23 protein-coding genes are annotated in these 23,676 nt (G+C 63.2%); 9 read left to right on the top strand and 14 right to left on the bottom strand.

Going from position 1 to position 23,676, the window contains the following annotated elements; all coding sequences use genetic code 11:
- Positions 1-15 precede the first annotated feature (15 nt).
- The 4 genes from AC07PZ_RS29695 to lexA all read right to left on the bottom strand — a co-directional run bounded on the left by AC07PZ_RS29695 (position 16) and on the right by lexA (position 3,913).
- Positions 16-1,536: a 3-hydroxyacyl-CoA dehydrogenase gene (locus AC07PZ_RS29695; protein ID WP_495298774.1), complete on the bottom strand. Its 1,521-nt coding sequence runs from the start codon at positions 1,534-1,536 to the stop codon at positions 16-18.
- Between the two features lie 120 nt (positions 1,537-1,656).
- Positions 1,657-2,664 (bottom strand): D-2-hydroxyacid dehydrogenase family protein, encoded by a 1,008-nt coding sequence (locus AC07PZ_RS29690; protein WP_495298801.1) that lies wholly within the window; start codon positions 2,662-2,664, stop codon positions 1,657-1,659.
- A gap of 107 nt (positions 2,665-2,771) precedes the next feature.
- Positions 2,772-3,197 (bottom strand): hypothetical protein, encoded by a 426-nt coding sequence (locus AC07PZ_RS29685; RefSeq protein ID WP_495298773.1) that lies wholly within the window; start codon positions 3,195-3,197, stop codon positions 2,772-2,774.
- A gap of 41 nt (positions 3,198-3,238) precedes the next feature.
- Entirely contained in the window at positions 3,239-3,913 is a 675-nt protein-coding gene (gene lexA / locus AC07PZ_RS29680) for a transcriptional repressor LexA (RefSeq protein WP_495298772.1), read from the bottom strand.
- A 73-nt stretch (positions 3,914-3,986) separates the two neighbouring features.
- Here lexA and AC07PZ_RS29675 point away from each other — a divergent pair, with 73 nt between their 5' ends.
- Positions 3,987-5,003: an asparaginase gene (locus AC07PZ_RS29675; RefSeq protein ID WP_495298771.1), complete on the top strand. Its 1,017-nt coding sequence runs from the start codon at positions 3,987-3,989 to the stop codon at positions 5,001-5,003.
- Positions 5,004-5,020: 17 nt separating this feature from the next.
- Here AC07PZ_RS29675 and adk read toward each other — a convergent pair whose 3' ends face one another.
- The 6 genes from adk to AC07PZ_RS29645 form a co-directional block, all read right to left on the bottom strand.
- Positions 5,021-5,677 carry an adenylate kinase gene (gene adk / locus AC07PZ_RS29670; protein ID WP_495298770.1) on the bottom strand — a complete coding sequence of 219 codons (657 nt, stop codon included), beginning with the start codon at positions 5,675-5,677 and terminating at the stop codon, positions 5,021-5,023.
- A gap of 119 nt (positions 5,678-5,796) precedes the next feature.
- Positions 5,797-6,561: a 3-deoxy-manno-octulosonate cytidylyltransferase gene (kdsB, locus tag AC07PZ_RS29665; protein WP_495298769.1), complete on the bottom strand. Its 765-nt coding sequence runs from the start codon at positions 6,559-6,561 to the stop codon at positions 5,797-5,799.
- Positions 6,558-6,740 carry a Trm112 family protein gene (locus AC07PZ_RS29660; RefSeq protein WP_495298768.1) on the bottom strand — a complete coding sequence of 61 codons (183 nt, stop codon included), beginning with the start codon at positions 6,738-6,740 and terminating at the stop codon, positions 6,558-6,560. The genes kdsB and AC07PZ_RS29660 overlap by 4 nt, the downstream gene beginning before the upstream one ends.
- Complete coding sequence (gene lpxK / locus AC07PZ_RS29655; RefSeq protein ID WP_495298800.1) at positions 6,721-7,725, bottom strand: tetraacyldisaccharide 4'-kinase; 1,005 nt, start codon at positions 7,723-7,725, stop codon at positions 6,721-6,723. Before lpxK ends, AC07PZ_RS29660 begins: the two co-directional genes overlap by 20 nt.
- Positions 7,703-8,128, bottom strand: coding sequence for an ExbD/TolR family protein (locus tag AC07PZ_RS29650; protein ID WP_495298799.1), 426 nt, complete (start codon positions 8,126-8,128; stop codon positions 7,703-7,705). Before AC07PZ_RS29650 ends, lpxK begins: the two co-directional genes overlap by 23 nt.
- An 11-nt stretch (positions 8,129-8,139) precedes the next feature.
- Positions 8,140-8,775, bottom strand: a complete 636-nt coding sequence (locus tag AC07PZ_RS29645; protein WP_495298767.1) for a MotA/TolQ/ExbB proton channel family protein — start codon at positions 8,773-8,775, stop codon at positions 8,140-8,142.
- 311 nt (positions 8,776-9,086) lie between these two features.
- Between AC07PZ_RS29645 and xseA the strand changes: the two genes are divergently transcribed.
- Together xseA and AC07PZ_RS29635 are read left to right on the top strand one after the other, a co-directional pair.
- Positions 9,087-10,370: an exodeoxyribonuclease VII large subunit gene (gene xseA / locus AC07PZ_RS29640; RefSeq protein ID WP_495298766.1), complete on the top strand. Its 1,284-nt coding sequence runs from the start codon at positions 9,087-9,089 to the stop codon at positions 10,368-10,370.
- An 89-nt stretch (positions 10,371-10,459) separates the two neighbouring features.
- Positions 10,460-11,041, top strand: coding sequence for a superoxide dismutase (locus AC07PZ_RS29635; RefSeq protein WP_495298765.1), 582 nt, complete (start codon positions 10,460-10,462; stop codon positions 11,039-11,041).
- An 80-nt stretch (positions 11,042-11,121) separates the two neighbouring features.
- On the opposite strand, the gene AC07PZ_RS29630 is transcribed toward AC07PZ_RS29635, so the two are convergent.
- The 3 genes from AC07PZ_RS29630 to AC07PZ_RS29620 form a co-directional block, all read right to left on the bottom strand.
- Positions 11,122-11,589 (bottom strand): DUF192 domain-containing protein, encoded by a 468-nt coding sequence (locus AC07PZ_RS29630; protein WP_495298764.1) that lies wholly within the window; start codon positions 11,587-11,589, stop codon positions 11,122-11,124.
- A 77-nt stretch (positions 11,590-11,666) separates the two neighbouring features.
- Positions 11,667-11,891: a hypothetical protein gene (locus AC07PZ_RS29625; protein WP_495298763.1), complete on the bottom strand. Its 225-nt coding sequence runs from the start codon at positions 11,889-11,891 to the stop codon at positions 11,667-11,669.
- Positions 11,892-12,040: 149 nt separating this feature from the next.
- Positions 12,041-12,364: a cell envelope biogenesis protein TolA gene (locus AC07PZ_RS29620; RefSeq protein ID WP_495298762.1), complete on the bottom strand. Its 324-nt coding sequence runs from the start codon at positions 12,362-12,364 to the stop codon at positions 12,041-12,043.
- A 197-nt stretch (positions 12,365-12,561) separates the two neighbouring features.
- On the opposite strand from AC07PZ_RS29620, the gene icd reads away from it, so the two are divergent.
- The 6 genes from icd to sbcB all read left to right on the top strand — a co-directional run bounded on the left by icd (position 12,562) and on the right by sbcB (position 22,375).
- Positions 12,562-13,821, top strand: coding sequence for an NADP-dependent isocitrate dehydrogenase (icd, locus tag AC07PZ_RS29615; RefSeq protein WP_495298761.1), 1,260 nt, complete (start codon positions 12,562-12,564; stop codon positions 13,819-13,821).
- A gap of 209 nt (positions 13,822-14,030) precedes the next feature.
- Entirely contained in the window at positions 14,031-16,268 is a 2,238-nt protein-coding gene (locus AC07PZ_RS29610; RefSeq protein ID WP_495298760.1) for an NADP-dependent isocitrate dehydrogenase, read from the top strand.
- Between the two features lie 292 nt (positions 16,269-16,560).
- The gene (gene clpS / locus AC07PZ_RS29605; RefSeq protein ID WP_495298759.1) at positions 16,561-16,917 is read left to right on the top strand and encodes an ATP-dependent Clp protease adapter ClpS; all 357 of its coding nucleotides are present in this window, start codon (positions 16,561-16,563) and stop codon (positions 16,915-16,917) included.
- Between the two features lie 67 nt (positions 16,918-16,984).
- The gene (clpA, locus tag AC07PZ_RS29600; RefSeq protein WP_495298758.1) at positions 16,985-19,306 is read left to right on the top strand and encodes an ATP-dependent Clp protease ATP-binding subunit ClpA; all 2,322 of its coding nucleotides are present in this window, start codon (positions 16,985-16,987) and stop codon (positions 19,304-19,306) included.
- Between the two features lie 168 nt (positions 19,307-19,474).
- A complete protein-coding gene (cls, locus tag AC07PZ_RS29595; protein WP_495298757.1) occupies positions 19,475-20,920 on the top strand; it encodes a cardiolipin synthase in 1,446 nt (481 codons plus the stop codon).
- A gap of 12 nt (positions 20,921-20,932) precedes the next feature.
- Positions 20,933-22,375 (top strand): exodeoxyribonuclease I, encoded by a 1,443-nt coding sequence (sbcB, locus tag AC07PZ_RS29590; RefSeq protein WP_495298756.1) that lies wholly within the window; start codon positions 20,933-20,935, stop codon positions 22,373-22,375.
- 57 nt (positions 22,376-22,432) lie between these two features.
- Here the strand turns inward: sbcB and gbd are convergent, their stop codons facing one another.
- Positions 22,433-23,569 carry a 4-hydroxybutyrate dehydrogenase gene (gene gbd / locus AC07PZ_RS29585; protein ID WP_495298755.1) on the bottom strand — a complete coding sequence of 379 codons (1,137 nt, stop codon included), beginning with the start codon at positions 23,567-23,569 and terminating at the stop codon, positions 22,433-22,435.
- Positions 23,570-23,676 lie beyond the last annotated feature (107 nt).

Here is a 23,676-nt window from a genome sequence, read left to right as displayed (position 1 = left end):
CTCCTTCTCGCCACTTCATTCTTCTTCGTGCATGAGGCTGAGCCCCAGTGCGCCGCGGCGGCGCAGCCACGGGCTCGGGCGGTAGCGCGGATCGCCATAGACCGTCTGCAGGTTGAACAGGACTTCGAGCATGTTGGTCGGGCCATAGAGGTCCCCCATGGCAAGCGGCCCTTGCGGGTAGCCGAGGCCGAGCCGCACAGCAGTCTCGAGGTCGGCCGGCGAACACACGCGCTGCTGGCACATGTCCGCTGCGATGTTCACGATCGTGCCAACCACTCGCTGCGTCACGAAGCCGCCGCTGTCGCGAATCACGCTGACGGCCTTGCCGTCGCGTGCGAAGAGTGCATGCGCTGCGTCGCGAACGCCGATGCGTGTGGCCGGATTGGTGGCCAGCACGCGGCGCTTCGTGGCTGCGTCATCGATCAGCATGTCGATGCCCACGGTGCGCGTCGCGTCCAGCCTTTCGACTGCGGCCACGGTCGTCACGTCGAAGCCCAGCGGTGCCACGAGGATCAATGCTTGCGAGGACGGCGCGGCACCGCTTTCCAGCTGTCCGCCGAGCGCATGAATCAACTTCAGGAGTTCAGGCCGGCGTGCCGCGCGGGGCGACACCCACACCGGTGGCATCGTGTCGATCGTCGGCGCAGGCGCCTCGGGTGCGACCTGCTGCACGCCATCGACATAGCGATAGAAGCCCTCGTTGGTCTTGCGCCCGAGTGCGCCGGCGGCGAGCCGCTGCGCCGTGATCACGCTCGGCCGGAAGCGTGGCTCGTCGTAGTACTGGCGATAGATCGACTCCATCACCGGATGCGACACGTCCAGCGCCGTCAGATCCATCAACTCGAAGGGGCCGAGGCGAAAGCCGGCCTGGTCCTTCAGGATGCGGTCGATGGTTGCAAAGTCGGCCACGCCTTCACCGACGATGCGCAGTGCTTCGGTGCCAAAGCCGCGCCCGGCGTGGTTGACGATGAAGCCAGGTGTGTCTTGCGCCTGCACGGCGCTGTGGCCCATTTGGCGCGCATAGCCCGCCAACAGCTTGCATACCTCCGTGTCGGTCTTGAAGCCGGCAACCACCTCGACCACCTTCATCAGCGGAACGGGATTGAAGAAATGGAAGCCTGCCATGCGCTGCGGATGCTTCAGTCCTGCGGCTATCGCGGTGACGGACAGCGAAGATGTATTCGTCGCCAACGTCGCCGACGGGGCGACCACCGCCTCCAATTCTCGAAAGAGCTTGCGCTTGACTTCGAGGTCTTCGATCACCGCTTCGATGACGAGATCGCAGCCGCTCAAGTCCTCGAGTGATTGCGCCGGCCGGATCCGCGCCACCAGCGCGTCGCGCTGCGCCGCATCGAACTTGCCTTTTTCATGCAGCTTCTGCCACTGCGCGGCGAGCGCCTCGCGTGCTTTTTCGGCAGCGCCGGCAAAGCTGTCAAGCAGCAGGACCTCGCTGCCGGCCTGTGCGGCGATCTGTGCGATGCCCCGGCCCATGGCGCCGGCGCCGATCACGGCAATTCTCGGGTAGTTCACAGTCATTGGATGAATATCGCTAGATGGGGATGGATGCCAAAGCCGAGCGCCGATTCTCCGCGCGTCGCGCGCAGCGCCGGTCCTCGTTTGTACTGCCAGCGTGCTGGCAATCGTGCAAGTGCAGTATCAGCGGCGCACCTGCAGTGCGCCGGGGTTCACGATGTTGCTCGGATTGCCCTTGATGAAGTTCACGACGTTGTCGAATGCAAGGCCGAAGTACATCTCGTAGCTTTCCTGCTCGACATAGCCGATGTGCGGCGTGCAGATGCAGTTCTCGAGGCGCAGCAGGGCATGGCCCTGCAGCGGCGGCTCGCTCTCGAACACGTCGATCGCCGCCATGCCGGGACGGCCGCGGTTCAGGCCGGCGAGCAAGGCGTCCGGTTCCACCAACTCGGCACGCGACGTGTTGACGAACAGCGATGTGGGTTTCATGCGCGAGAGGTCGTCCAGCGTGAGCACGCCGCGCGTGTCGTCATTCAGTCTCAGATGAATGGTCAGCACGTCGGCCATCGCGAAAAAATCCTCGCGGCTCGGCGCGACCTGAAAGCCATCGGAGCGCGCGCGGTTGCAGCTCTCTTCACGTCCCCAGATCACGACCTGCATGCCGAACGCCTGGCCGTAACGGGCCACCAACTGGCCGATGCGGCCGTAGCCCCAGATGCACAGCGTCTTTCCTTTCAGCACCGAACCGAGGCCAAAGTTGGGTGGCATGGATGCGGACTTCAGTCCGGACTGCTGCCAGGCGCCGTGCTTGAGATTGCTGATGTACTGAGGCAGACGGCGCATCGCCGCCATGATCAGGGCCCAGGTGAGCTCGGCCGGTGCCAGCGGCGAACCGCTGCCTTCAGCCACGGCGACGCCACGTTCGGTGCAGGCGTTGACATCCACGTGACTGCCGACGCGGCCTGTCTGGGAGATCAGTTTGAGGCGCGGGAGCTTCTCGATGAGTTGCCGCGAGATCTGGCTGCGCTCGCGGATGAGCACGATCACGTCGGCGTCTTTCAGCCGTACCGATAACTGACCGATGCCCTTGACGGTGTTCGTATAGACCTTGGCTGAATAAGCGTCTAGCCGGGCGGCGCAGCGCAACTTGCGCACTGCGTCCTGATAGTCATCGAGGATCACAATATTCATGGCTCGCCATTGTGCCTCCCGGCATCGGCTCGCCATGTCAGCAGGCATCCTGCAGATACCCGCTTTTTGCGGTGCGGCGCATTGATCTGCCGCTACGCGCGGGGCAATCAGTGCAGGCGGTAGTTCCTGTCGTGCAACGAGACAGCACCCGACGCTTCCAGCGCCGCGAGTCGATCGAGCTCGGCGCAGACATCCGACATGCGACCCGAAATCACCACGCGGCCTGCATGCGATTCGTTGGCGTGCCTATCGACGACGCGCACCACGCGCAGAGGCCGCGCAGGCTTGGTCGCGACGCTGGACGCCAGGCCACTCGGTGGATTGCCAACGGCCGGACGTACCGACACATAACGCAGACCGGCACCACCGATGTCATGGTCGCGACGCGTAGCCATCCAGCGGCTGGCCAGCGATTGCAGTGGCATCAACAGATCAACGAAAGCAAGAAGGGCGATTCCCATGTGAACTCCAGAAGGTAGAGGTTGAACACAGGCAGGATTGCGATCCGAAGGCTGCGACAGGGTGATGGCCATCGCCATACGCCCGCCACCTCTCGCAGCCGATTTCGACGGCACTACATCAACATCGTGTTCCGGATCAGTCCGACGGCGAGGCCTTCGATCTCGAAGGGCTCACCAGGCTGAACCACGATGGTCGGGTAGTCCGGGTTCTCTGCATGCAGCTCGACGACGTCCTTGGTGCGCTTGAGCCGCTTGACGGTGACCTCTTCGCCGAGCCGTGCGACGACGATCTGGCCATTGCGTGCCTCCTTCGTGGCCTGCACCGCCAGCAGGTCGCCGTCCATGATGCCGGCGTCGCGCATCGACATGCCGCGCACCTTGAGCAGGTAGTCGGGCTGATGCTGGAACAGCGTGCTTTCGACGTAATAGGTCTGGTCCACGTGTTCCTGGGCGAGGATCGGTGACCCTGCCGCCACGCGGCCGACAAGCGGCAACGCGAGCTGCGCCATGCCGGGAAGCGATAGCGAGAACTGGTTGTTTCGTGATTCATTGAGCGAACGCAGCGCATCGCCTTTCAAGCGGATGCCACGCGAAGTGCCGCTGAGCAGATCGATGGCACCTTTGCGGGCCAGCGCCTGGAGATGTTCTTCCGCTGCGTTGGCAGACTTGAAGCCGAGCTCATTGGCGATCTCCGCACGCGTGGGTGGCGCGCCAGTGCGAGCGATGGTGCTGCGAATCAGATCGAGGATCTGCTGCTGGCGAGAGGTAAGCTTTGCGGTGAACTGCATGGGACGCTCCTTGCGGTACTGTTTGAATATCCAGTATCTGTATTTTTAACCAGCTCTCGGAACTTTGCAAGCAATGGTGAACAAACTTGTCCCAGCGGCACATCGAATCATCGTGTTGGGCACCGGCGGCACGATCGCCGGCCGCGCCGAAGCCAAGGGCGACAACATCGGCTACACCGCTGCGCAGGTCGGCGTGGACGATTTGCTGAGTGGTATCGCGTTGCCGCGCGGCACCACGGCGGACGCCGAACAGATTGCGCAGGTCGACAGCAAGGACATGGATATGGCGACCTGGCAGCGACTCGCGCAGCGCTGCGCGTACTGGCTGGCCCAGGCCGATGTGATGGGCGTCGTGATCACTCACGGGACGGACACGCTCGAAGAGACCGCACTGTTTCTTCACCTCGCGCTCGGCCCGCAGAAGCCGGTGGTCATCACATGCGCGATGCGACCAGCGAGCGCATTGGCTCCCGACGGCCCGCAGAACGTGCGTGACGCCATGGCCGTTGCATCCACGCCGGGCGCGCGGGGTGTCGTGGTCGTATGCGCGGGCGTGGTGCATTCGGCGCTCGACGTGCAGAAGGTCCACACGTACCGCCTCGATGCATTCAGTTCGGGCGATTCAGGTCCGCTCGGCTACGTCGAGGAGGGCATGGTCCGTCAGCTTCGCCAATGGCCCGCCGAAGGCGCTTCGTCCGGGGCTCTTTCAGCTGTCGCGCGAGACCCGTCTCATTGGCCGCGCGTAGAAATTCTGATGAGCCATGCGGGCGCTGGCGCTGGGCTTGTCGATGCGTTGATCGCCGAGCGCAACGGCGGCAAGCCGGGTGCTGCGCGCGGGCTCGTACTCGCCGCGACTGGAAACGGAACGCTGCACCATGCCCTGGAGGACGCCGCGATTCGGGCGCAGTCCGCCGGCATGGCGGTCGTGCGTGCGACACGCTGCATGCAAGGCCACATCCTGCCGAAATCAGGCGACGTCTTGCGCGATGCAGGCGCGCTCACGCCAGCCAAGGCGCGTGTCGCATTGATGCTCGAATTGATGGAAGAAGCGGCGCAGGAACCCGAAACGGCGGCCGCCTCGAACGGTTGAGTCCTGCTGCGGCAGCTTCAGTTGCTCAGTGCAGCCAGCGCGCGCTGGGTGATCTCATCGACAGAGCCCACGCCGCTGATGGCGCGGTACTTGGGCGCGGCTTCCGGCTCGGCCTTGGCCCAGTTCGCGTAATAGTCCACCAGCGGACGGGTCTGCTGGCTGTAGACATCGAGACGCTTGCCGACGGTTTCTTCCTTGTCGTCATCGCGCTGGATCAGTTCTTCGCCCGTCACGTCGTCCTTGCCATCCACCTTGGGCGGGTTGAACTTGACGTGATAGATCCGGCCCGATGCAGGATGCGAACGACGACCACTCATGCGCTCGATGATGTCCGCAAACGGCACGTCGATTTCAAGCACATAGTCGAGCTTGACACCCGCCGCACGCATGGCATCGGCTTGAGGAAGGGTGCGCGGGAAGCCGTCGAACAGGAAGCCACCGGCGCAGTCCGGAAGCGCCAGACGTTCCTTCACGAGGTTGATGATGAGGTCGTCGCTCACCAGCGCACCCGATGCCATCACTGCTTTGGCCTCCAGGCCAAGCGGCGTACCGGCCTTGACCGCAGCGCGCAGCATGTCGCCGGTCGATATCTGGGGAATGCCGTACTTCTTGCAGATGAAAGCGGCTTGCGTGCCTTTACCCGCGCCGGGGGCGCCCAACAAAATGAGTCTCATGGTGTCCTCGGACGTTCTTTGAATTCTGTGTCACGCCGTCTTCGTCCTGGCGACGAAGGAGGGCGGAGTTGTGTCGAGGATAGCATGCGCACCCTCGAAAAAAGACGAGTGGGTCGGGCTCAACGGCCGTCGAGCAGGGCGCGAACCCGCGTCAGATCTTCTGGGGTGTCCACACCGGGACCTGGCGCGTGCGCGCTGACGTGCACCGCGATGCGATGCCCGTGCCAGAGTGCGCGCAATTGCTCGAGCGCTTCGGCTGTTTCGACCGGCGCGGGCGCGAGCAACGGGAAGCGCCGTACGAAACCGGCACGGTAGGCGTAGATGCCGACATGCCGCAGCGGCGCCGGTGACGTCGGCAGAACCGTTGGTCCTTGCGCCGCGAAGCCGTCTCGCCACCAGGGCAGCGGCGCGCGGCTGAAGTACAGCGCATTGCCAGCCGCGTCCAATACCGTCTTCACCACGTTGGGATTGAGGAAGTCCTGTACCGAATCGATCGCATGAGCTGCAGTGCTCATGGCAGTGTCGGGGCGCGCGGCAAGCAGCTCGGCCACCGCATCGATCAGCGATGGATCGATCAGCGGCTCGTCGCCCTGGACATTGACGACGATCGCCTCGTCCGGCAATCCGAGTTGTTCGCAGGCTTCGGCAAGGCGGTCGCTCCCACTCGGATGATCCTTGCGCGTGAGCAACGCATCGATACCGTGGGCGGCACAGGCCTCGACGATGCGCACGTCATCGGCGGCGACCACGACACGGATCGCTGCCGACTGCGCGGCCTGCCGTGCGACGCGCACGATCATCGGCAGGCCGGCGATATCGGCCAGCGGCTTGTTCGGCAGGCGCGTCGAAGCGAGCCGTGCGGGAATCAATACAGTGAAGCTCAAAGTCCGAGCTCTTCGTCTGAAAGCGTGCGCGCTTCGTTCTCGAGCAACACCGGAATGCCGTCACGCACCGGATAGGCAAGACGCGCGCTGCGAGAGGCCAGTTCCTGCTTCTCGGCGTTCCAGGTCAAGGGCCCTTTCGTCACGGGGCATACGAGCAATTCAAGCAGCTTGGTGTCCATGAGTCGATGATAGCTTTGCGTCGAGCGCGTTCAGAAAGGCCGGCTCCGGAGTGAACAGCAAGGGAACGGCGAGCGCATCGGGTGCGATGCGCCACAGTTTGGCGGCGTCCTTTTCCGTGCACAGCAGCACGGCATCCGGGATCGCGGGGCGTTGCCACTCCCGGAAGTCGTCATGGTCCGGCCGTGCAATTTCCTGTATCGCCGACAGTCCCGCGGCGCGCAACATCTCGAAGAACGCTTGCGGCCTGCCGATCGCGGCAACCACGATGACCGGGCGATGCGCGAGTTCGGCGAGCGGGACGCGGCGCCCGTCGTTGCCCAGCGCGTGATCGGCAAGTGCACGTCGTGCCACATAGCCTTCGAATGCAGGACGCCGACCTGTATGCAGCACGAGATCGCAGCGGCGCGGCCATGCCTCGCGAAGCGGGCCCGCGGGCAGCAACCAGCCATTTCCGACGCCGCGGTCATCGAACACGCAGATTTCGATGTCTCTTCCCATGGCCAGGTGCTGGAGTCCATCGTCGCTCACGATGACCTGTATCTCCGGATGCCGCGACAGCAGGCTGCGCGCCGCTTCGATGCGTCGGCGTGCAACGGTCACCGGCACGCCGGTGATGCGGCTCACCAGCGCAGGTTCATCGCCGACTTCAGCGGGGTCGCTGTCGGCCAGCACTTCGCGGCAATCCCGCGTAACCCGTCCATATCCCCGCGACACGACCCCGACAGCCAGACCGCGGGCCTGGAGATGCTGCACGATTGCGATCACGGCCGGTGTCTTGCCGACGCCGCCGGCCACGACATTCCCGACGACGATCAACGGGACGGGTACACGTTCGACCGTTTTCCACCCGAACCGGTACTGTGCACGGCGGGCAGCCGCAAGCGCGCCGTACACGCGGGAAAGCGGCCACAGCAACCACGCCAGCGGGCCGCGCGTCAGCCAGACATCCTGTATCGACAACCTAAGGTCCGGCCTGGGCGGCAGATTGGGTGACAAAGGTGATCTGCATCAATCCCGCGCGGCGCGCGGCCTCCATCACCGTGATGACGGACTGATGCGCCACGCTTGCGTCGGCACTGATGATCACCACGCAATCTTTCGCGCCGGCGGCCGCGACGCCGAGTGCGGCAGCCATTGAATCAACGCTGCGATCCGCGAGCAGGGCACGATCGACGGCATAACGGCCATCAGCCGCCACGGCGACGACGATTTCCTTGGGACGAGGACGTTGCGCGTCGGCGTCGGCCACCGGCAACTGAAGCTGCATCTCGGTGAATCGGCTGTAGGTGGTCGACAGCATGAGGAAGATCAGCACGACCAGCAGGACATCGATGAAGGGGATCAGATTGATCTCCGGCTCATCGCGCGCAGCATTCCGGAAGCGCATGCGTGAGGCGCTCATGCTTGACGAAGTCCGTTCAGATGCCGGGCAAAACGCTCGCCTGCGAGCTCGAGCTGCAGCAGATAAGCGTCGACGCGGGTGCGGAAATAGCGCCAGAAGATCAGCGTCGGAATCGCCACGATCAGGCCGAAGGCCGTGTTGTAGAGCGCAACGGAAATGCCATGCGCCAACTGGGCAGGGTTGCCCGCCCCCATGACGCCACCAGCGGGCGATTGAGAGCCGAAGATCTCGATCATCCCGATGACGGTGCCAAGAAGCCCCAAAAGGGGCGCGGCGGATGCAATCGTTGCCAATGCGGGCAGCCAGCGCTCCAGGCGATGTGCGACGGAGCGGCCGGCGCCTTCCATCGAGGTACGCAAGTCTTCCGCGGAACAACGTGGGCTTGCGTCCAGCGTACGCAGGCCGGCGGCCAGCACTTCACCGAGTGCGGAGTTCTTTTCAAGTTTCGAAACGACTTCGGCGCTGGGAAGTACGCGCTGCGAGGCTGCGATCGCCTCGGCAAGGAGCTTCGGCGGGATCACCTTGACCGCCTGCAGATTCACCAACCGGTCGATGACCAAGGCCAATGCCAGAACGGAGCAAACGAGCAGGGGCCAGATGGGCCAACCGGCAGCAACTATGATGGAAAACAAGGAATCCTCCGTCCTTCCGGATCGTCTATCCGCGGCGATTATCGCTGGGCTGCCATGGCGTTCCCGCCATCACTTTTGTCAGCAACTGGACACAGTTTCTGTGGATAACTTTGTGATTAACTACGTTGGCAACTCATCAAAACCCACGCTGGCCGGGCGTTGCATTGGAACGATCGAATTTTGAGCAGCTCTTTTTTGAACAAAATCAACCAGTTACACGGGAATCCGTGCGGTGTGAGCTTGCACGAAAAGCCGATGACCCATGATGCCGCTGCTTGTGGACGAATGGTGATGGAAGTCGAGAGGATTTCTTGAGCCTCTCGGTTTCGACGCATGCGTCCGCACCCCGCGTCTGGGCGGTGGGAGCTCTCTGCCACGCGATCGCCGATGCGCTGGAGGCTCGCTTCAATCCAGTCACGGTGGTGGGCGAAATCTCCGGTTTTTCTCGTGCCTCCAGTGGCCATTGCTATTTCTCCCTCAAGGACGGTACCGGACAACTTCGCTGCGCAATGTTCCGTCGTGCGTTCAGCCTCGTGGACTTCTCTCCACGGGACGGCGATCAGGTCGAGGTCCGTGGACGGCTGGGCGTGTACGAGCCGCGTGGCGATCTGCAACTGATCGTCGAGAACCTGCAGCGCGCGGGGCAGGGCGCGTTGTTCGAACAATTCATGTTGCGCAAGGCCCGGCTGGAAGCCGAAGGGCTTTTCGACCCGGCGCGCAAGCGGGCGCTGCCCTCGATGCCCCGGGTAATCGGCCTGGTGACGTCGCTTGGTGCAGCGGCGCTTCACGACGTGGTGACGGCGCTTCGGCGACGCGTACCGCACATTCCGGTGGTGCTCGTGCCATCCGCCGTTCAAGGTGCCGCGGCGCCGCTCGAACTGGTCGATGCGCTCGAATCGCTCTATGAAATGCAGTCGCCGGTGGATGTCATCCTTCTCGTGCGCGGTGGTGGATCCATCGAAGACCTGTGGGCATTCAATGACGAAACGCTCGCACGCACCATCGTGCGAAGCCCGGTGCCTGTGGTGTGCGGCGTGGGGCACGAAACCGATTTCACCATCGCGGATTTTTGTGCGGACGTGCGCGCACCCACGCCGACCGCGGCGGCGGAACTGGTTTCCTTGCCGCGTGACCTGTGGCAAGGTGCGCTCGACCTGATCGAAGAACGCCTGCAGGGCGCCCTTGGCCGGCGGATCGATCTCATGGCGCAACGACTCGACCTTGTGGCGGGCCGCCTGGGCCGACCATCCGCCATCGTCGCCGGGCAGCATCTCCGGCTTTCGGGGCATGCACAGCGTCTGCGACACGCGGCGGCTGCACGGCACGCCCTTGCGGTCAACGCGCTCGGTTTGCTGGAGGCCGATCTGCCCCGCTGTTTTTCATACGACGTGCAGCGCCGACGCGATCGACTCGATCAGCTCGAGGCCCGCTTGAAACTGCTCGATCCGGCGCTGGTTCTTCAGCGAGGTTATGCCTGGCTGAAGGATGCCGACGGACGCACGGTCACACATGCAGCGGTGCTCGCCAGCGGCGATTTCGTGTCGGGGCGGCTCGCACACGGCTCCGTTGATTTCACGGTGCGCAAGGTCCGTTAGATCAGGGGGGTCGATGCGCCGCTGTCCGACGCAGGAGGAATAATTCCTTTCTAGAATGGAACGTTCGACAACCAACCCACGAGAAATACATGGAACACGTTCTTCCGCCCCTGCCTTACGCCATTGACGCATTGGCACCCGAGTACTCCAAGGAAACCCTCGAATACCACTACGGCAAGCACCACAATGCATACGTCGTGAACTTGAACAACCTGCAAAAGGGAACCGAGTTCGAAAGCCTGACGCTTGAAGAAATCGTCAAGAAGTCCAGCGGCGGGATCTACAACAATTCCGCGCAGATCTGGAACCACACGTTCTTCTGGAATTGCATGAAGCCTCAAGGCGGCGGCGCTCCGAGCGGCGCGCTGGCCAAGGCCATCGAGGCCAAGTGGGGCAGCTTCGACGCCTTCAAGGAAGCCTTCGTGAAGTCGGCAGTCGGTAACTTTGGTTCGGGCTGGACGTGGCTGGTCAAGAAGGCCGACGGCACGGTCGACATCGTCAACACAGGTGCTGCCGGCACGCCGCTGACGACCGCTGACAAGGCGCTGCTGACCGTCGACGTCTGGGAGCACGCTTACTACATCGACTATCGCAATCTGCGCCCGAAGTTCGTCGAGACCTTCCTTGCAAAGCTCGTGAACTGGGAGTTTGCAGAGAAGAACTTCGCCTGAGTTCTTTCTGCGCCATGAAAAAAGCCGACCCTGAGGTCGGCTTTTTTCATGCACCGGGCGAAGGCGGAGGGGCGGTTGTCTCAGCGACGCACCTCAAACGGCGGGCCGCCCAGTTTGAAGCCCTTCGCGATATTTTTCTTCGCGAACCAACCCTGGTTCATCTCGAGCACGTAGCGGACCGGTTCCTGCGAGCAGTGCGAGTCGAGCGTCTGTGGCTTCATGTCGACGAGATTCACGATGCGGCCGTCGTCGGCCACAAAAGCGGCGGTCAGGGGTAGCACGGTGTTCTTCATCCAGAAGCACTGCGTCGAAGGCTGCCGAAACACGAAGAGCATGCCTTCCTGCTGAGGCATTTCCTGTCGGTACATGAGTCCTGTTTGTTGCTCGGCAGGAGAGACCGCCACTTGTGCGTCGATCTGGTACATGCCTGCTGAGAGGTGGACGCGCTGTAGATTCATTTGCGGCTGTTCCTGGGACCATGCGGGTCCGAAGGGAAGCAGCGCGGCAGCAGTGACACAGCAGATGGAAAGAAGGCGACGAATGACCATGACGAAGAGGGTTGTGACTGAACCAAAAATGCCCGCTTGTGAGCGGGCATTTTCCAGGTAAGGAGCTTACATCGGCTTCAGATTTGATGCTTGTGCTTGGCGTGTGCCGGCTTGTGCTTCGCCTTCACCACGTGCTTCTTGTGCGATTTGGTGGCTTTGTGCGCCACCTTGCTTTTCGTCGGATGGTGCGGCGCGGCGTGTTTCGCGACCCGCATCACTGGAACGGGAGCGGGCGCCGGGGCCTGGGCAAAGGCGCTCATGACAAAAATGCTGGCGGTGAGGGTAACGAGAAGCTTGTACATATAAAAGTCCTGTGTAACTAAATTCGACTGATGGTCGGCTCCCCTACAACGAGGACCTGGATTGGCGGTTGACCATTTGCCCGACTGCAATCAAATAAAAAAAGCGCCTCGAAAGGCGCTTTTTTTGACAGAGCGCAATGCTCTATCAATTACTGCGGCGTACCGCCTTGGGTCGTCTTGCGCTTCACGCCACCACCCTTGGCAGGGCGACGTGCGTCGCGCGTTTCTGCGCGCTTTTCACCGGCCACGGCAGCCTTGTCGGTTCCGACGGCGCCGCCTTCTGGCGTCTTGTTGATGTCGCCACCGGCAGCGGCCTTGACACCTGGCTTCTTCGCAGCGACCTTGGCGTCAGCGCGTGCCTGGGGCTTCGAATTGGTCACCGGCGCTTGTTCAGCCGACGCACCGGCCGGGTTTTGCGCGTAGGCGCCCGCTGCGAACAGACCAGCGATCATGACTGCGAGAAATTTGTTCATTACGGTTCCTCTGTGGAGTTAATTTGAGAATGCCTCCCGGCCAGCAGAAGGTCTGCAAACAACGAAGCCGGCATGGCCGCCGTTGACAGGCCTTCATGCCCCTCCGGTTGCGTCTAAAATTCTACGGCTATTCCGCTGGCAGTTGCTCCGCGAAAAAGCCATCGACCTTTGACTGTCACCCCTGCGCCACACTCCCAATGCCCAGCTATCAGCACATCCAGGTTCCCAGCGAGGGCCAGAAGATCAGCGCCAACGTCGACGGATCGCTCGCAGTACCCGATGTTCCGATCATTCCGTTCATCGAAGGGGATGGCGTAGGGAGGGATATCACACCGGTGATGATCAAGGTCGTGAATGCCGCTATAGAAAAGGCATACGGCGGCAAGAAAAAGATCCAGTGGATGGAAATCTACGCAGGTGAGAAGTCCACCAAGGTCTACGGACCGGACATCTGGCTGCCGGATGAAACCATCCACGCGGTGCGCGATCACCTGGTGTCGATCAAGGGACCGTTGACCACGCCGGTGGGCACCGGCATCCGTTCCTTGAACGTTGCACTCCGCCAGGAACTCGACCTGTACGTATGCCTGCGGCCCATCCAGTATTTCAGCGGGGTGCCTTCGCCGCTGAAGGAGCCCGAAAAGACCAACATGGCCATCTTCCGCGAGAACTCGGAGGATATCTATGCCGGCATCGAATTCGAGGCAGGAAGCGACAAGGCCAAGAAACTCATCAAATTCCTGATGGAAGATCTGGGCGTCAAAAAACTGCGTTTCCCCGAGACCTCGGCGCTTGGCGTGAAGCCGGTGTCGCGTGAGGGCACCGAACGTCTGGTGCGCAAGGCGATCCAGTACGCCATCGACAACGACAAGCCGTCCGTGACCCTTGTGCACAAGGGCAACATCATGAAGTTCACCGAAGGGGGATTTCGTGACTGGGGCTACGGGCTGGCGGCCAAGGAATTCGGTGGCGAACTGATCGACGGCGGTCCGTGGATGCGTGTCAAGAATCCACGGACAGGCAGAGACATCACGGTCAAGGACAGCATCGCCGATGCATTTCTGCAGCAGATACTGATGCGGCCGGCCGAATATTCGGTCGTTGCCACGCTGAACCTGAATGGCGACTACATTTCCGACGCCCTGGCGGCGCAAGTAGGCGGCATGGGGATCGCGCCGGGCGCGAACATGAGCGACACGATCGCCATGTTCGAGGCGACCCACGGCACGGCGCCGAAGTACGCCGGCAAGGACTACGTGAACCCCGGGTCGGCAATCCTTTCGGCGGAGATGATGCTGCGGCACATCGGCTGGAAGGATGCCGCGGATCTGATCATCAGCTCACTCGAGAAGTCGGTCGTCAGCAAAAAAGTCACCTATGACTTCGCGCGCCTGATGGAGGGCGCAACGCAAGTCAGTTGCTCCGGCTTCGGTCAGGTGATGATCGACAACATGTGACCGCCACGAACTGGCTCGACACAAGAACCGCACGAACGCGCTGGAATCTCAGAGGAATCGCGACGCATTTTTCATTGGTCCTGAGCTTCCAGTGAGGTTTCAGGACATACCCCTCACCATCGGAGCCGCGCCGCCACTGTCTCACGAAGACCGCGTGCAGCAAGGCCGCCGAGTGACCCGATCGACCACCACATCAAGGACCCAAGCGCATGAGTACGACGCAACCCACCATCATCTACACGCTGACCGACGAGGCACCGGCCCTTGCGACGCGTGCGTTTCTGCCTATCGTGCGCGCCTTCACGGCTCCGGCTGGCATCGATGTCACGACCAGTGATATCTCGGTGGCGGCCCGCATCCTTGGCGAATTTCCCGACTACCTGAGCGACGCGCAGAAGGTCCCGAACACGCTGGCCGAACTGGGCAAGAAGACGCTGGAGCCCGATGCCAACATCATCAAGCTGCCGAACATCAGCGCCTCGCAGAACCAGCTGGTAACGGCCATCCGCGAACTGCAAGCCAAGGGCTACGCGCTCCCCGACTTTCCGGAGCAACCGCAGACCGACAAGGAAAAGGACATCCGCGCGCGCTACAACAAGTGCATGGGCAGCGCCGTCAACCCGGTACTGCGCGAAGGCAATTCCGATCGTCGCGCGCCCAAGGCCGTCAAGGAATACGCGCGCAAGAACCCGCACAGCATGGCCGAATGGAGCCAGGCGTCGCGCAGCCACGTCTCGCACATGCACGCCGGGGACTTCTACCACGGCGAAAAGTCGATCACCCTCGACGGCGCACGCGACGTCAAGATGGAACTCGTCACCGCCTCGGGCAAGACCATCGTCCTGAAGCCCAAGGTTGCACTGCAGGCTGGCGAGATCATCGACAGCATGTTCATGAGCAAGAAGGAACTGCTGGCGTTCTACGAGCAGGAAATCGACGACGCCTACAAGACCGGCGTGATGTTCTCGCTGCACGTCAAGGCCACGATGATGAAGGTGTCGCACCCCATCGTGTTCGGCCACTGCGTGAGGATCTTCTACAAGGACGCCTTCGCCAAGCACGGCGCTCTGTTCGACGAACTCGGCGTGAACGTGAACAACGGCATGGCCAATCTGTACGACAAGATCGCCACGCTGCCGCAATCGAAGCAGGACGAGATCAAGCGTGACCTGCACGCCTGCCACGAGCACCGTCCCGAACTGGCGATGGTTGATTCGGCCAAGGGCATCACCAATTTCCATTCGCCCAACGACATCATCGTCGACGCGTCGATGCCCGCAATGATCCGCAACGGCGGCAAGATGTGGGGCGCCGACGGCCGCCTGAAGGACGTCAAGGCCGTGATGCCGGAATCGACCTTCGCCCGCATCTATCAGGAGATCATCAACTTCTGCAAGTGGCACGGCAATTTCGACCCGAAGACCATGGGCACGGTACCCAACGTCGGCCTGATGGCGCAACAGGCCGAAGAATATGGCTCGCACGACAAGACCTTCGAAATCGCCGAAGCCGGCGTTGCGAACATCGTCGACCTCGCCACGGGCGAGGTGCTGCTGAGCCAGAACGTGGAGCAGGGCGACATCTGGCGCATGTGCCAGGTCAAGGACGCGCCGATCCGCGACTGGGTCAAGCTGGCCGTGACCCGTGCCCGCAACTCCGGCACGCCCGCCGTGTTCTGGCTCGACCCGTACCGTCCGCACGAAAACGAGGTCATCAAGAAGGTTAAGCTCTACCTGAAGGACCATGACACCAGCGGCCTGGACATCCAGATCATGTCGCAGGTCCGTGCCATGCGCTACACGCTGGAACGTGTGATTCGCGGCCTGGACACCATCTCGGTGACCGGCAACATCCTGCGCGACTACCTGACCGACCTGTTCCCGATCATGGAACTCGGGACCAGCGCGAAGATGCTGTCGATCGTCCCGCTGATGGCCGGCGGCGGCATGTACGAAACCGGCGCTGGCGGCTCCGCACCCAAGCATGTGCAGCAACTGGTCGAAGAGAATCACCTGCGCTGGGACTCGCTGGGCGAATTCCTCGCGCTGGCCGTGAGCCTGGAAGACCTGGGCCTGAAGACCCACAACGAGCAGGCCAAGATTTTGGCCAAGACACTGGACACCGCCACCGGCAAGCTGCTCGACAACAACAAGAACCCGTCGCCGAAGACGGGCCAGCTCGACAACCGCGGCAGCCAGTTCTACCTGGCGATGTATTGGGCGCAGGAACTCGCCGCACAAACCCAGGACACGGCACTGCAGGCGAAGTTCGCTCCGTTGGCGCAGGCGTTGACGAGCAACGAGAAGAAGATCGTCGATGAACTCGCAGCGGTGCAGGGCAAGCCGGCGGACATCGGCGGCTACTACCTGCCGGACGAAGCCAAGTGCGTCGCCGTCATGCGTCCGAGCGAGACCCTGAACGCCGCGCTGAAGACCGTTTCAGCTTGAGCGTGGACCTTTGAGCCGCAGGCCGGCTGCGGGCGCGCAAGCGCCTGGTTGGCTGGTGAGTTGCGTCAAGCTTCGTCAAGACAAGCCCCGAGCCGGCGACGGCCTCGGGGCTTTCTGTTTTTGGCTCTTCCAGCTGGTACGAAACTCGCAACTGCGGCGACGCGGAAGATTTTTTGTTTTTTGCGCGCTTTTGCGCCCGATGTCCGAGTTCCCAGCCCTTGATTTATCCTTACTATGACAGCAAATCCTGTGGCGCCGACGTGGCGCTTGGACGGTCGATAGAATGAATTTCATGGCAACCAGAATCCCCTCGACTCCGAAGGCGCCGGCGATCAAGCCCAAGCGCGACGACGGCGACGCGGTCGTGCTGGAACGGCGCCCGCAGAAGACGGCGCCGCCGTCGATGTACCAGGTCGTGATGCTCAACGACGACTACACACCGATGGAATTCGTCGTGGTCGTGATCCAGGAGTTCTTCAACAAGGACCGGGAAAGCGCGACGCAGATCATGCTCAAGATCCATCTCGACGGACGTGGCGTCTGTGGCGTGTATTCACGCGACATGGCCGCCACCAAGGTCAACCAGGTGATGGAAGCTGCGCATCAGGCGGGTCATCCGCTGCAGTGCGTGAGCGAGCCGGTCGAATGAACCTGTTGAATTCAGCGCACTCCAACCCATCTGACCATTTATTTACAGCAAGGCAAAAGGAAATCTCATGATTGCCCAGGAACTGGAAGTCAGCTTGCACATGGCCTTCGTGGAGGCCAGGCAACAGCGCCACGAGTTCATCACGGTGGAGCACCTGCTGCTCGCTTTGCTGGACAACCCGAGCGCCGCGGAAGTGCTCCGCGCATGCTCGGCCAATGTCGACGACCTTCGCGCATCGTTGACGAATTTCATCAAGGACAACACGCCGCAGGTGGCGGGTACCGACGATGTCGACACCCAGCCCACACTCGGTTTCCAGCGCGTGATCCAGCGCGCGATCATGCATGTGCAGTCCACAGGCAACGGCAAGAAGGAAGTCACCGGCGCCAACGTGCTGGTCGCGATCTTCGGCGAGAAGGATTCGCATGCCGTGTACTACCTGCACCAGCAGGGCGTGACGCGCCTCGACGTCGTGAACTTCATCGCGCACGGCATCAAGAAAAGCGATCCGCCGGAAGCCGCCAAGGGCAGCAGCGAAGCGCCGTCGAACGAGGGCGAAGAGGGCGGTGGTGAAAAGAACGAGAAGGCATCGCCGCTCGAGCAGTTCACACAGAACCTCAACCAGATGGCCAAGGACGGCAAGATCGATCCGCTGATCGGCCGCGAATACGAGGTCGAGCGCGTCATCCAGATCCTGTGCCGCCGGCGCAAGAACAACCCGCTGCTGGTCGGCGAGGCCGGTGTCGGCAAGACCGCCATCGCCGAGGGCCTGGCCTGGCGTATCACGCAGGGCGACGTGCCCGAGATCCTGGCTGAAGCCGTGGTGTATTCGCTCGACATGGGCGCGCTGCTGGCCGGCACCAAGTACCGTGGTGACTTCGAGCAACGCCTGAAGGGTGTGCTCAAGTCGCTGAAGGACAAGCCGAATGCCGTGCTCTTCATCGACGAAATCCACACGCTGATCGGCGCGGGTGCCGCATCGGGTGGCACGCTCGACGCATCGAACCTGCTGAAGCCGGCGCTCTCGAGCGGCCAGCTGAAGTGCATCGGCGCCACCACCTTCACCGAATACCGCGGCATCTTCGAGAAGGATGCAGCCCTGTCGCGTCGCTTCCAGAAGGTCGACGTGGTCGAGCCGACGGTGCAGGAAACCGTCGACATCCTGAAGGGCCTGAAGTCGCGCTTCGAGGAACACCATGGCGTGAAATACGCCGTGGCGGCCCTGCAAGCTGCGGCCGAGCTCAGCGCGAAGTACATCAACGACCGTCATCTGCCCGACAAGGCGATCGACGTGATCGACGAGGCGGGCGCCGCCCAGCGCATCCTGGCACCAAGCAAGCGCAAGAAGACCATCAGCAAGACCGAGGTCGAGGAAATCGTCGCGAAGATCGCGCGCATTCCCCCGGCGAACGTCAGCAACGACGACCGCGGCAAGCTGCAGACGCTCGAACGCGATCTGAAGAGCGTCGTGTTCGGCCAGGACAAGGCACTCGAAGTGCTGGCCTCCGCCGTCAAGATGGCGCGTTCGGGTCTGGGCAAGGGCGACAAGCCGATCGGCTCGTTCCTGTTCAGCGGCCCGACCGGCGTCGGCAAGACCGAAGCGGCCAAGCAGCTCGCCTACATCATGGGCATCGAGTTGATCCGCTTCGACATGTCCGAGTACATGGAGCGTCACGCGGTGAGCCGCCTGATCGGCGCGCCTCCGGGTTACGTCGGTTTCGACCAGGGCGGCCTGCTGACCGAAGCGATCACGAAGAAGCCGCACGCGGTGTTGCTGCTCGACGAAATCGAGAAGGCGCATCCGGACATCTTCAACGTGCTGCTGCAGGTCATGGACCATGGCACGCTGACGGACAACAACGGACGCAAGGCCGACTTCCGCAACGTCATCATCATCATGACGACGAATGCGGGCGCCGAAACCATGAACAAGGCGACCATCGGCTTCACCAACCCGCGTGAATCGGGTGACGAGCAGGCGGACATCAAGCGCCTGTTCACGCCCGAGTTCCGCAACCGCCTGGACGCGCAAGTGAGCTTCAAGGCGCTGGACGAGACGATCATCCTGCGGGTGGTCGACAAGTTCCTGCTGCAGTTGGAAACCCAGCTGGCCGAGAAGAAGGTCGACGTCACGTTCACCGACGCACTGCGCAAGCATCTCGCGAAGAAGGGCTTCGATCCGCTGATGGGCGCGCGGCCGATGCAACGTCTGATCCAGGACACGATCCGTCGTGCGCTGGCCGACGAGCTGCTGTTCGGACGTCTGCAGGACGGTGGTCGCCTGACCGTCGACCTCGACGACAAGGACGAAGTGCAGCTCGACATCCAGCCGCTGCCGAAGAAGGAAGGCAAGGCCAAGCCCGAAGCGGAAGAAACCGCCGCAGGCTAGCTGGGTTCTCCCCCAGGCTTCGGCGCACTTCGTGTCGCCTCTCGCCAACCCCCTTCCGGGGGCATCACCAGCGGCCCGGCAAAGCCGGTTCCGCGGTGCTTCTCGAATGGACAGAAAAGGCCGGTAGCATCGCTGCCGGCCTTTTTCATTTTCCGATCGATCCTTCTCTTGCTGCTCCCCACTCTCAGTCCTGAATGGAAAACCGGGCTCTCCTTTGCCTGGAGCGGCTACATCGCCGTCCTGTCCGTATGGATCGTGATGCAGAAGCGTGCGCCGGTTTCCACGATGAGCTGGATCCTGTCGCTGGCGTTGCTGCCTTTCGGCGGCTTCCTGATCTATTACTTCCTCGGGCCGCAACGGCTCAAGAAGCAGCAACTCAAGCGGCTGCGCAGCCGCCTCAAGGCGCAATCGTCGGCGGAGGTCGCGCGGCTGCGCAATGCCGATGCCAGTGCACCGCCCGCGCTTCGGCAGATGGCCGAACTCGGCGCGGCCGCCTGCGGCATGCCGGTGTCGAGTGCGACCAGCGCCACGCTGTTGTCGGGCGGCGCACGCACCTTCGATGCGATCTTCGAAGCCGTGCGCGAGGCGCGGGACCACATCCATCTCGAGTACTACATCTTCGAGCCCGACCGCATCGGCACTGCATTGCGCGACCTGCTGATCGAACGCGCACGCGAGGGCGTCGCGGTGCGGTTGCTGCTCGACGCACTGGGCTCGAAGCGCATCGGCCGGAAATTCATGGCACCGATGCATGCAGCCGGCATCCAGGTCGCGCTGTTTCACGAGACGCGCATCGGCCGCCGCCTGCGACCGGTGACCAACTACCGCACCCACCGCAAGATCGTGGTGTGCGACGGCCGCATCGGCTTCACCGGTGGCGTGAACATCACCGACGAGGAAGACCGCCGCACGCGGCCTGACGCGTACCACGACATCCACCTGCGCTTCGAAGGCAGCGCCGTTCGCTGGTTGCAGGCGACCTTCCTCGAAGACTGGACCTATGCCACCGGCGAAGACCTGCGTTCGATCGCTGGCGGCATCGAGCATCTGCTGCCCGTGCTGGAAGCAGGCGATATCCCGATGCAGATCGTCACCAGCGGGCCGGACACGCCGCTGGAAGCCATCCACCGCATGCACGTGGCGGCGATCCATTCGGCAACACGCCGCGCCTGGCTGACCACGCCATATTTCGTGCCGGGCGAGCCGGCGCTGATGGCGCTGACCAGCGCGGCACTGCGTGGGGTCGACGTGCGGCTACTGGTACCGCGCCGCAGCGACTCTGCGATCGTCAGTGCAGCAGCGCGCTCCTACTACGACGAGTTGCTCGCGGCCGGCGTGAAGATATGGGAATACAAGGCGCGCATGCTGCATTCCAAGACCATGGTGGTCGACGACCAGTGCGCGATGATCGGTACCGCCAATTTCGACAACCGGAGCTTCCGGCTCAACTTCGAAGTGATGGCCGTGGTGTATGGTCCCGCGCTGGCTCGATCGATGGCGGCGCAGTTCGAGGCTGACCTGCACAGCGCCGCGCCCGTGGCATTGCGTCGCCGGCAAACCTTCTGGCGGCGTCTGGGCGATGCCTTTGCACGCCTGTCTTCCCCTTTGCTCTGATACTTTTCCGCCATGTCCGCTCACACCTTCCTCTGGCACGACTACGAGACCTTCGGCGCCGTGCCGCGACGGGATCGCCCCTCGCAATTCGCGGCGATCCGCACCGACGCCGACCTCAACGAGATCGGTAAACCGGTGATGGTGTACTGCAAGCCCGCCCCCGATTACCTGCCAAGCCCCGAAGCGTGCCTGCTCACCGGCATCACGCCGCAGTTGTGCCTGGAACGGGGCGTCCCGGAGCACGCCTTCGCGGCCGAGATCGAAGCCGCATTCGTGCAGCCGGGCACCATCGGTGTCGGCTACAACACGATCCGCTTCGACGATGAGGTCACGCGCTTTCTCTTCTGGCGCAATCTCATGGACCCGTACGCGCGCGAATGGCAGAACGACTGCGGCCGCTGGGACCTGCTCGACGTCGTGCGCCTGACCTATGCGCTGCGCCCAGAAGGCATCGAGTGGCCGAAGAAGGCGGACGGCAAGCCCAGCTTCAAGCTGGAGGACCTGGCGCGTGCCAACGGCCTGCTGCATGAAGCGGCGCACGACGCGCTGTCCGATGTGCGCGCCACCATCGCGCTGGCCCGGTTGATCCGCGACAGGCAGCCGCGGCTGTTCGACTTCGCGTTCGGGCTGCACCGCAAGGACCGCGTGGCGTCGGAGCTCGGTCTGCCGGCGACGCCGGCGAACGCCAAACCGTTCCTTCACGTTTCCGGCATGTTCCCGGCGGAACGCGGCTGCCTCGCCGTGATGTGGCCGCTGGCCAATCACCCGACCAACAAGAACGAACTGATCGCCTGGGACCTGGCGTACGACCCGAGCGAACTGCGCGACCTGGACATCGACACCCTGCGCCAGCGCATGTTCACCCGCACGGCCGATCTGCCCGATGGCGTGGTGCGGCTGCCGATCAAGGGCGTCCACCTCAACAAGTCGCCGATGGTGGTCGGCAACCTGCGCACGCTGTCGCCCGCGATGGCCGAGCGCTGGGGCGTCGATTTCGCCACGGCGATGCGCCATGCCGAAATCGCGCAGGGGCTGCCCGACATGAGCGCGATCTGGCCGCAGGTCTATGCGCGCCCGAAAGAGGCCACGCCCGATGTCGACGAGGACCTGTACGGCGGTTTCGTCGGCAACGCCGACCGGCGCCGGCTGAACCAGCTGCGTGAACTGTCGCCGGCTGCGCTTGCACAGGCGCGCACCGGCTTCGACGATCCGCGGCTCGAGGAACTGCTGTTCCGCTACCGCGCGCGGAATTTCGGCGACACGCTGTCGCCGGAAGAAGCCGAGCGCTGGGAGGCGCACCGTGCCGCGCGCCTGCTCGAAGGCGAGGGTGGTGTACGCAACGTCGACCAGTTCTTCGCGGAGATCGACACGCTCGCCGAAACGGCCGATGCGCGCGCCGAGGACATCCTGGGTGCGCTCTACGAATATGCGGAAGCGATCGCGCCGTCCTATTGAGCAGCGTTCGCAGCCGGGCCGCGCAGCAGCGGCCTCGGCCCGCCCACATCGGCGCTTTTACATCGACGCTTCGAGCATCTCGCGGTAGTCGTCGCGCGTCGCCAGCCGCGGATTGGTCTTGTGGCAATGGTCGGCCATCGCGCCGTCGATGATCTTCTCGAACAGGTCGGGCGTCACGCCGACCGCGGCCAGGCCGCTCGGCAGCGACAGGCGCGCGCTCATGTCACGGATCGCGTCGCCCAGATCGCCGGCCGAATCGAGGTGCATCGCCTGTGCCATGCGCTGCAGCCGCTGGTCCTTGCGAACCGATTCGGCGCCTGAATTGAAACGGATCACGGCCGGCAGGAAGAGGGCGTTCAGCGTGCCGTGATGCAGGCGCGGATCGACGCCGCCCAGGCTGTGGCTCAGCGAATGCACGCAGCCCAGCCCTTTCTGAAAGGCCATCGCGCCCTGCATCGATGCGCTCATCAGGTTGAGGCGCGCCTCGCGGTCGCTGCCGTCGGTGGTCGCGCGTTCGATGTGGCCCCAGGCACGCTCCAGGCCGTCGAGTGCGATGCCGTCGGCGGGCGGGTTGAAGGCGGCCGACATGAAGGTTTCCATGCAGTGTGCGATCGCGTCCATGCCGGTCGCAGCCGTCAGCTTGGGCGGCAGGCCGAGCGTGAGTTCGGGGTCGCAGATCGCGGCCTTGGGCATCAGGAACCAGCTGTGGAAGCCGAGCTTGCGATGGTCGTCGACGATCACGATGGCGCCGCGCGCCACCTCGCTGCCGGTGCCGCTGGTGGTCGGCACCGCGATCAGCGGCGCCACGCGTTCGGTGATCTTCGGCGAACCGCCTTCGATCGTCGCGTAGGTCTTGAGCGGCCCCTCGTGCGTCGCCGCGATGGCGACGCCCTTGGCACAGTCGATGGCGGAGCCGCCGCCGACGGCGATCAGGCCGTCGCAGCCGCCACTGCGGTAGACCTCGACGGCCGCGCGCACGGCGGCTTCGGTCGGGTTCGACGGTGTCTGGTCGAACACCGAAACCGGCATGTCGCCGAGTGCGTCGAGTGCCTTTTGCAGGATCCCCACGGCGCGCACGCCGGCATCGGTCACGATGAGCGGGCGCTCGATGCCGATGCGCGCGCATTCGCTGCGCAGCAGCTGGATTGCGCCAAATTCGAACTGGATCTGGGTCAGGTACTGGATGAGGGCCATGGGTCTCGAGGGCTGTACGATTTGGACCCTTCGAATCTAACAAGCGGAGCCGATCTTGCCCACCCACAATACCCGCGCTGCTGTCGCCTCAGGCACTGGGCCTGCGC

The organism is Variovorax sp. GW821-FHT10B04 (assembly GCF_059415645.1).
Note: the sequence above shows the minus strand (reverse complement) of the source record. Positions and strands in the feature narration are given on the sequence as shown.

Bases quoted from the DNA above. Each gene is read 5' to 3' on its own strand.
- AC07PZ_RS29650 (WP_495298799.1), bottom strand. From the start codon at position 8,128: ATGCGCTTCCGGAATGCTGCGCGCGATGAGCCGGAGATCAATCTGATC.
- clpA (WP_495298758.1), top strand. From the start codon at position 16,985: ATGATTGCCCAGGAACTGGAAGTCAGCTTGCACATGGCCTTCGTGGAG.
- adk (WP_495298770.1), bottom strand. From the start codon at position 5,677: ATGAGACTCATTTTGTTGGGCGCCCCCGGCGCGGGTAAAGGCACGCAA.
- AC07PZ_RS29685 (WP_495298773.1), bottom strand. From the start codon at position 3,197: ATGGCCATCACCCTGTCGCAGCCTTCGGATCGCAATCCTGCCTGTGTT.
- AC07PZ_RS29620 (WP_495298762.1), bottom strand. From the start codon at position 12,364: ATGAACAAATTTCTCGCAGTCATGATCGCTGGTCTGTTCGCAGCGGGC.
- AC07PZ_RS29660 (WP_495298768.1), bottom strand. From the start codon at position 6,740: ATGGACACCAAGCTGCTTGAATTGCTCGTATGCCCCGTGACGAAAGGG.
- AC07PZ_RS29675 (WP_495298771.1), top strand. From the start codon at position 3,987: ATGGTGAACAAACTTGTCCCAGCGGCACATCGAATCATCGTGTTGGGC.
- AC07PZ_RS29690 (WP_495298801.1), bottom strand. From the start codon at position 2,664: ATGAATATTGTGATCCTCGATGACTATCAGGACGCAGTGCGCAAGTTG.
- AC07PZ_RS29630 (WP_495298764.1), bottom strand. From the start codon at position 11,589: ATGGTCATTCGTCGCCTTCTTTCCATCTGCTGTGTCACTGCTGCCGCG.
- lexA (WP_495298772.1), bottom strand. From the start codon at position 3,913: ATGCAGTTCACCGCAAAGCTTACCTCTCGCCAGCAGCAGATCCTCGAT.
- AC07PZ_RS29635 (WP_495298765.1), top strand. From the start codon at position 10,460: ATGGAACACGTTCTTCCGCCCCTGCCTTACGCCATTGACGCATTGGCA.
- gbd (WP_495298755.1), bottom strand. From the start codon at position 23,569: ATGGCCCTCATCCAGTACCTGACCCAGATCCAGTTCGAATTTGGCGCA.
- clpS (WP_495298759.1), top strand. From the start codon at position 16,561: ATGGCAACCAGAATCCCCTCGACTCCGAAGGCGCCGGCGATCAAGCCC.
- icd (WP_495298761.1), top strand. From the start codon at position 12,562: ATGCCCAGCTATCAGCACATCCAGGTTCCCAGCGAGGGCCAGAAGATC.
- AC07PZ_RS29610 (WP_495298760.1), top strand. From the start codon at position 14,031: ATGAGTACGACGCAACCCACCATCATCTACACGCTGACCGACGAGGCA.
- AC07PZ_RS29695 (WP_495298774.1), bottom strand. From the start codon at position 1,536: ATGACTGTGAACTACCCGAGAATTGCCGTGATCGGCGCCGGCGCCATG.
- sbcB (WP_495298756.1), top strand. From the start codon at position 20,933: ATGTCCGCTCACACCTTCCTCTGGCACGACTACGAGACCTTCGGCGCC.
- AC07PZ_RS29625 (WP_495298763.1), bottom strand. From the start codon at position 11,891: ATGTACAAGCTTCTCGTTACCCTCACCGCCAGCATTTTTGTCATGAGC.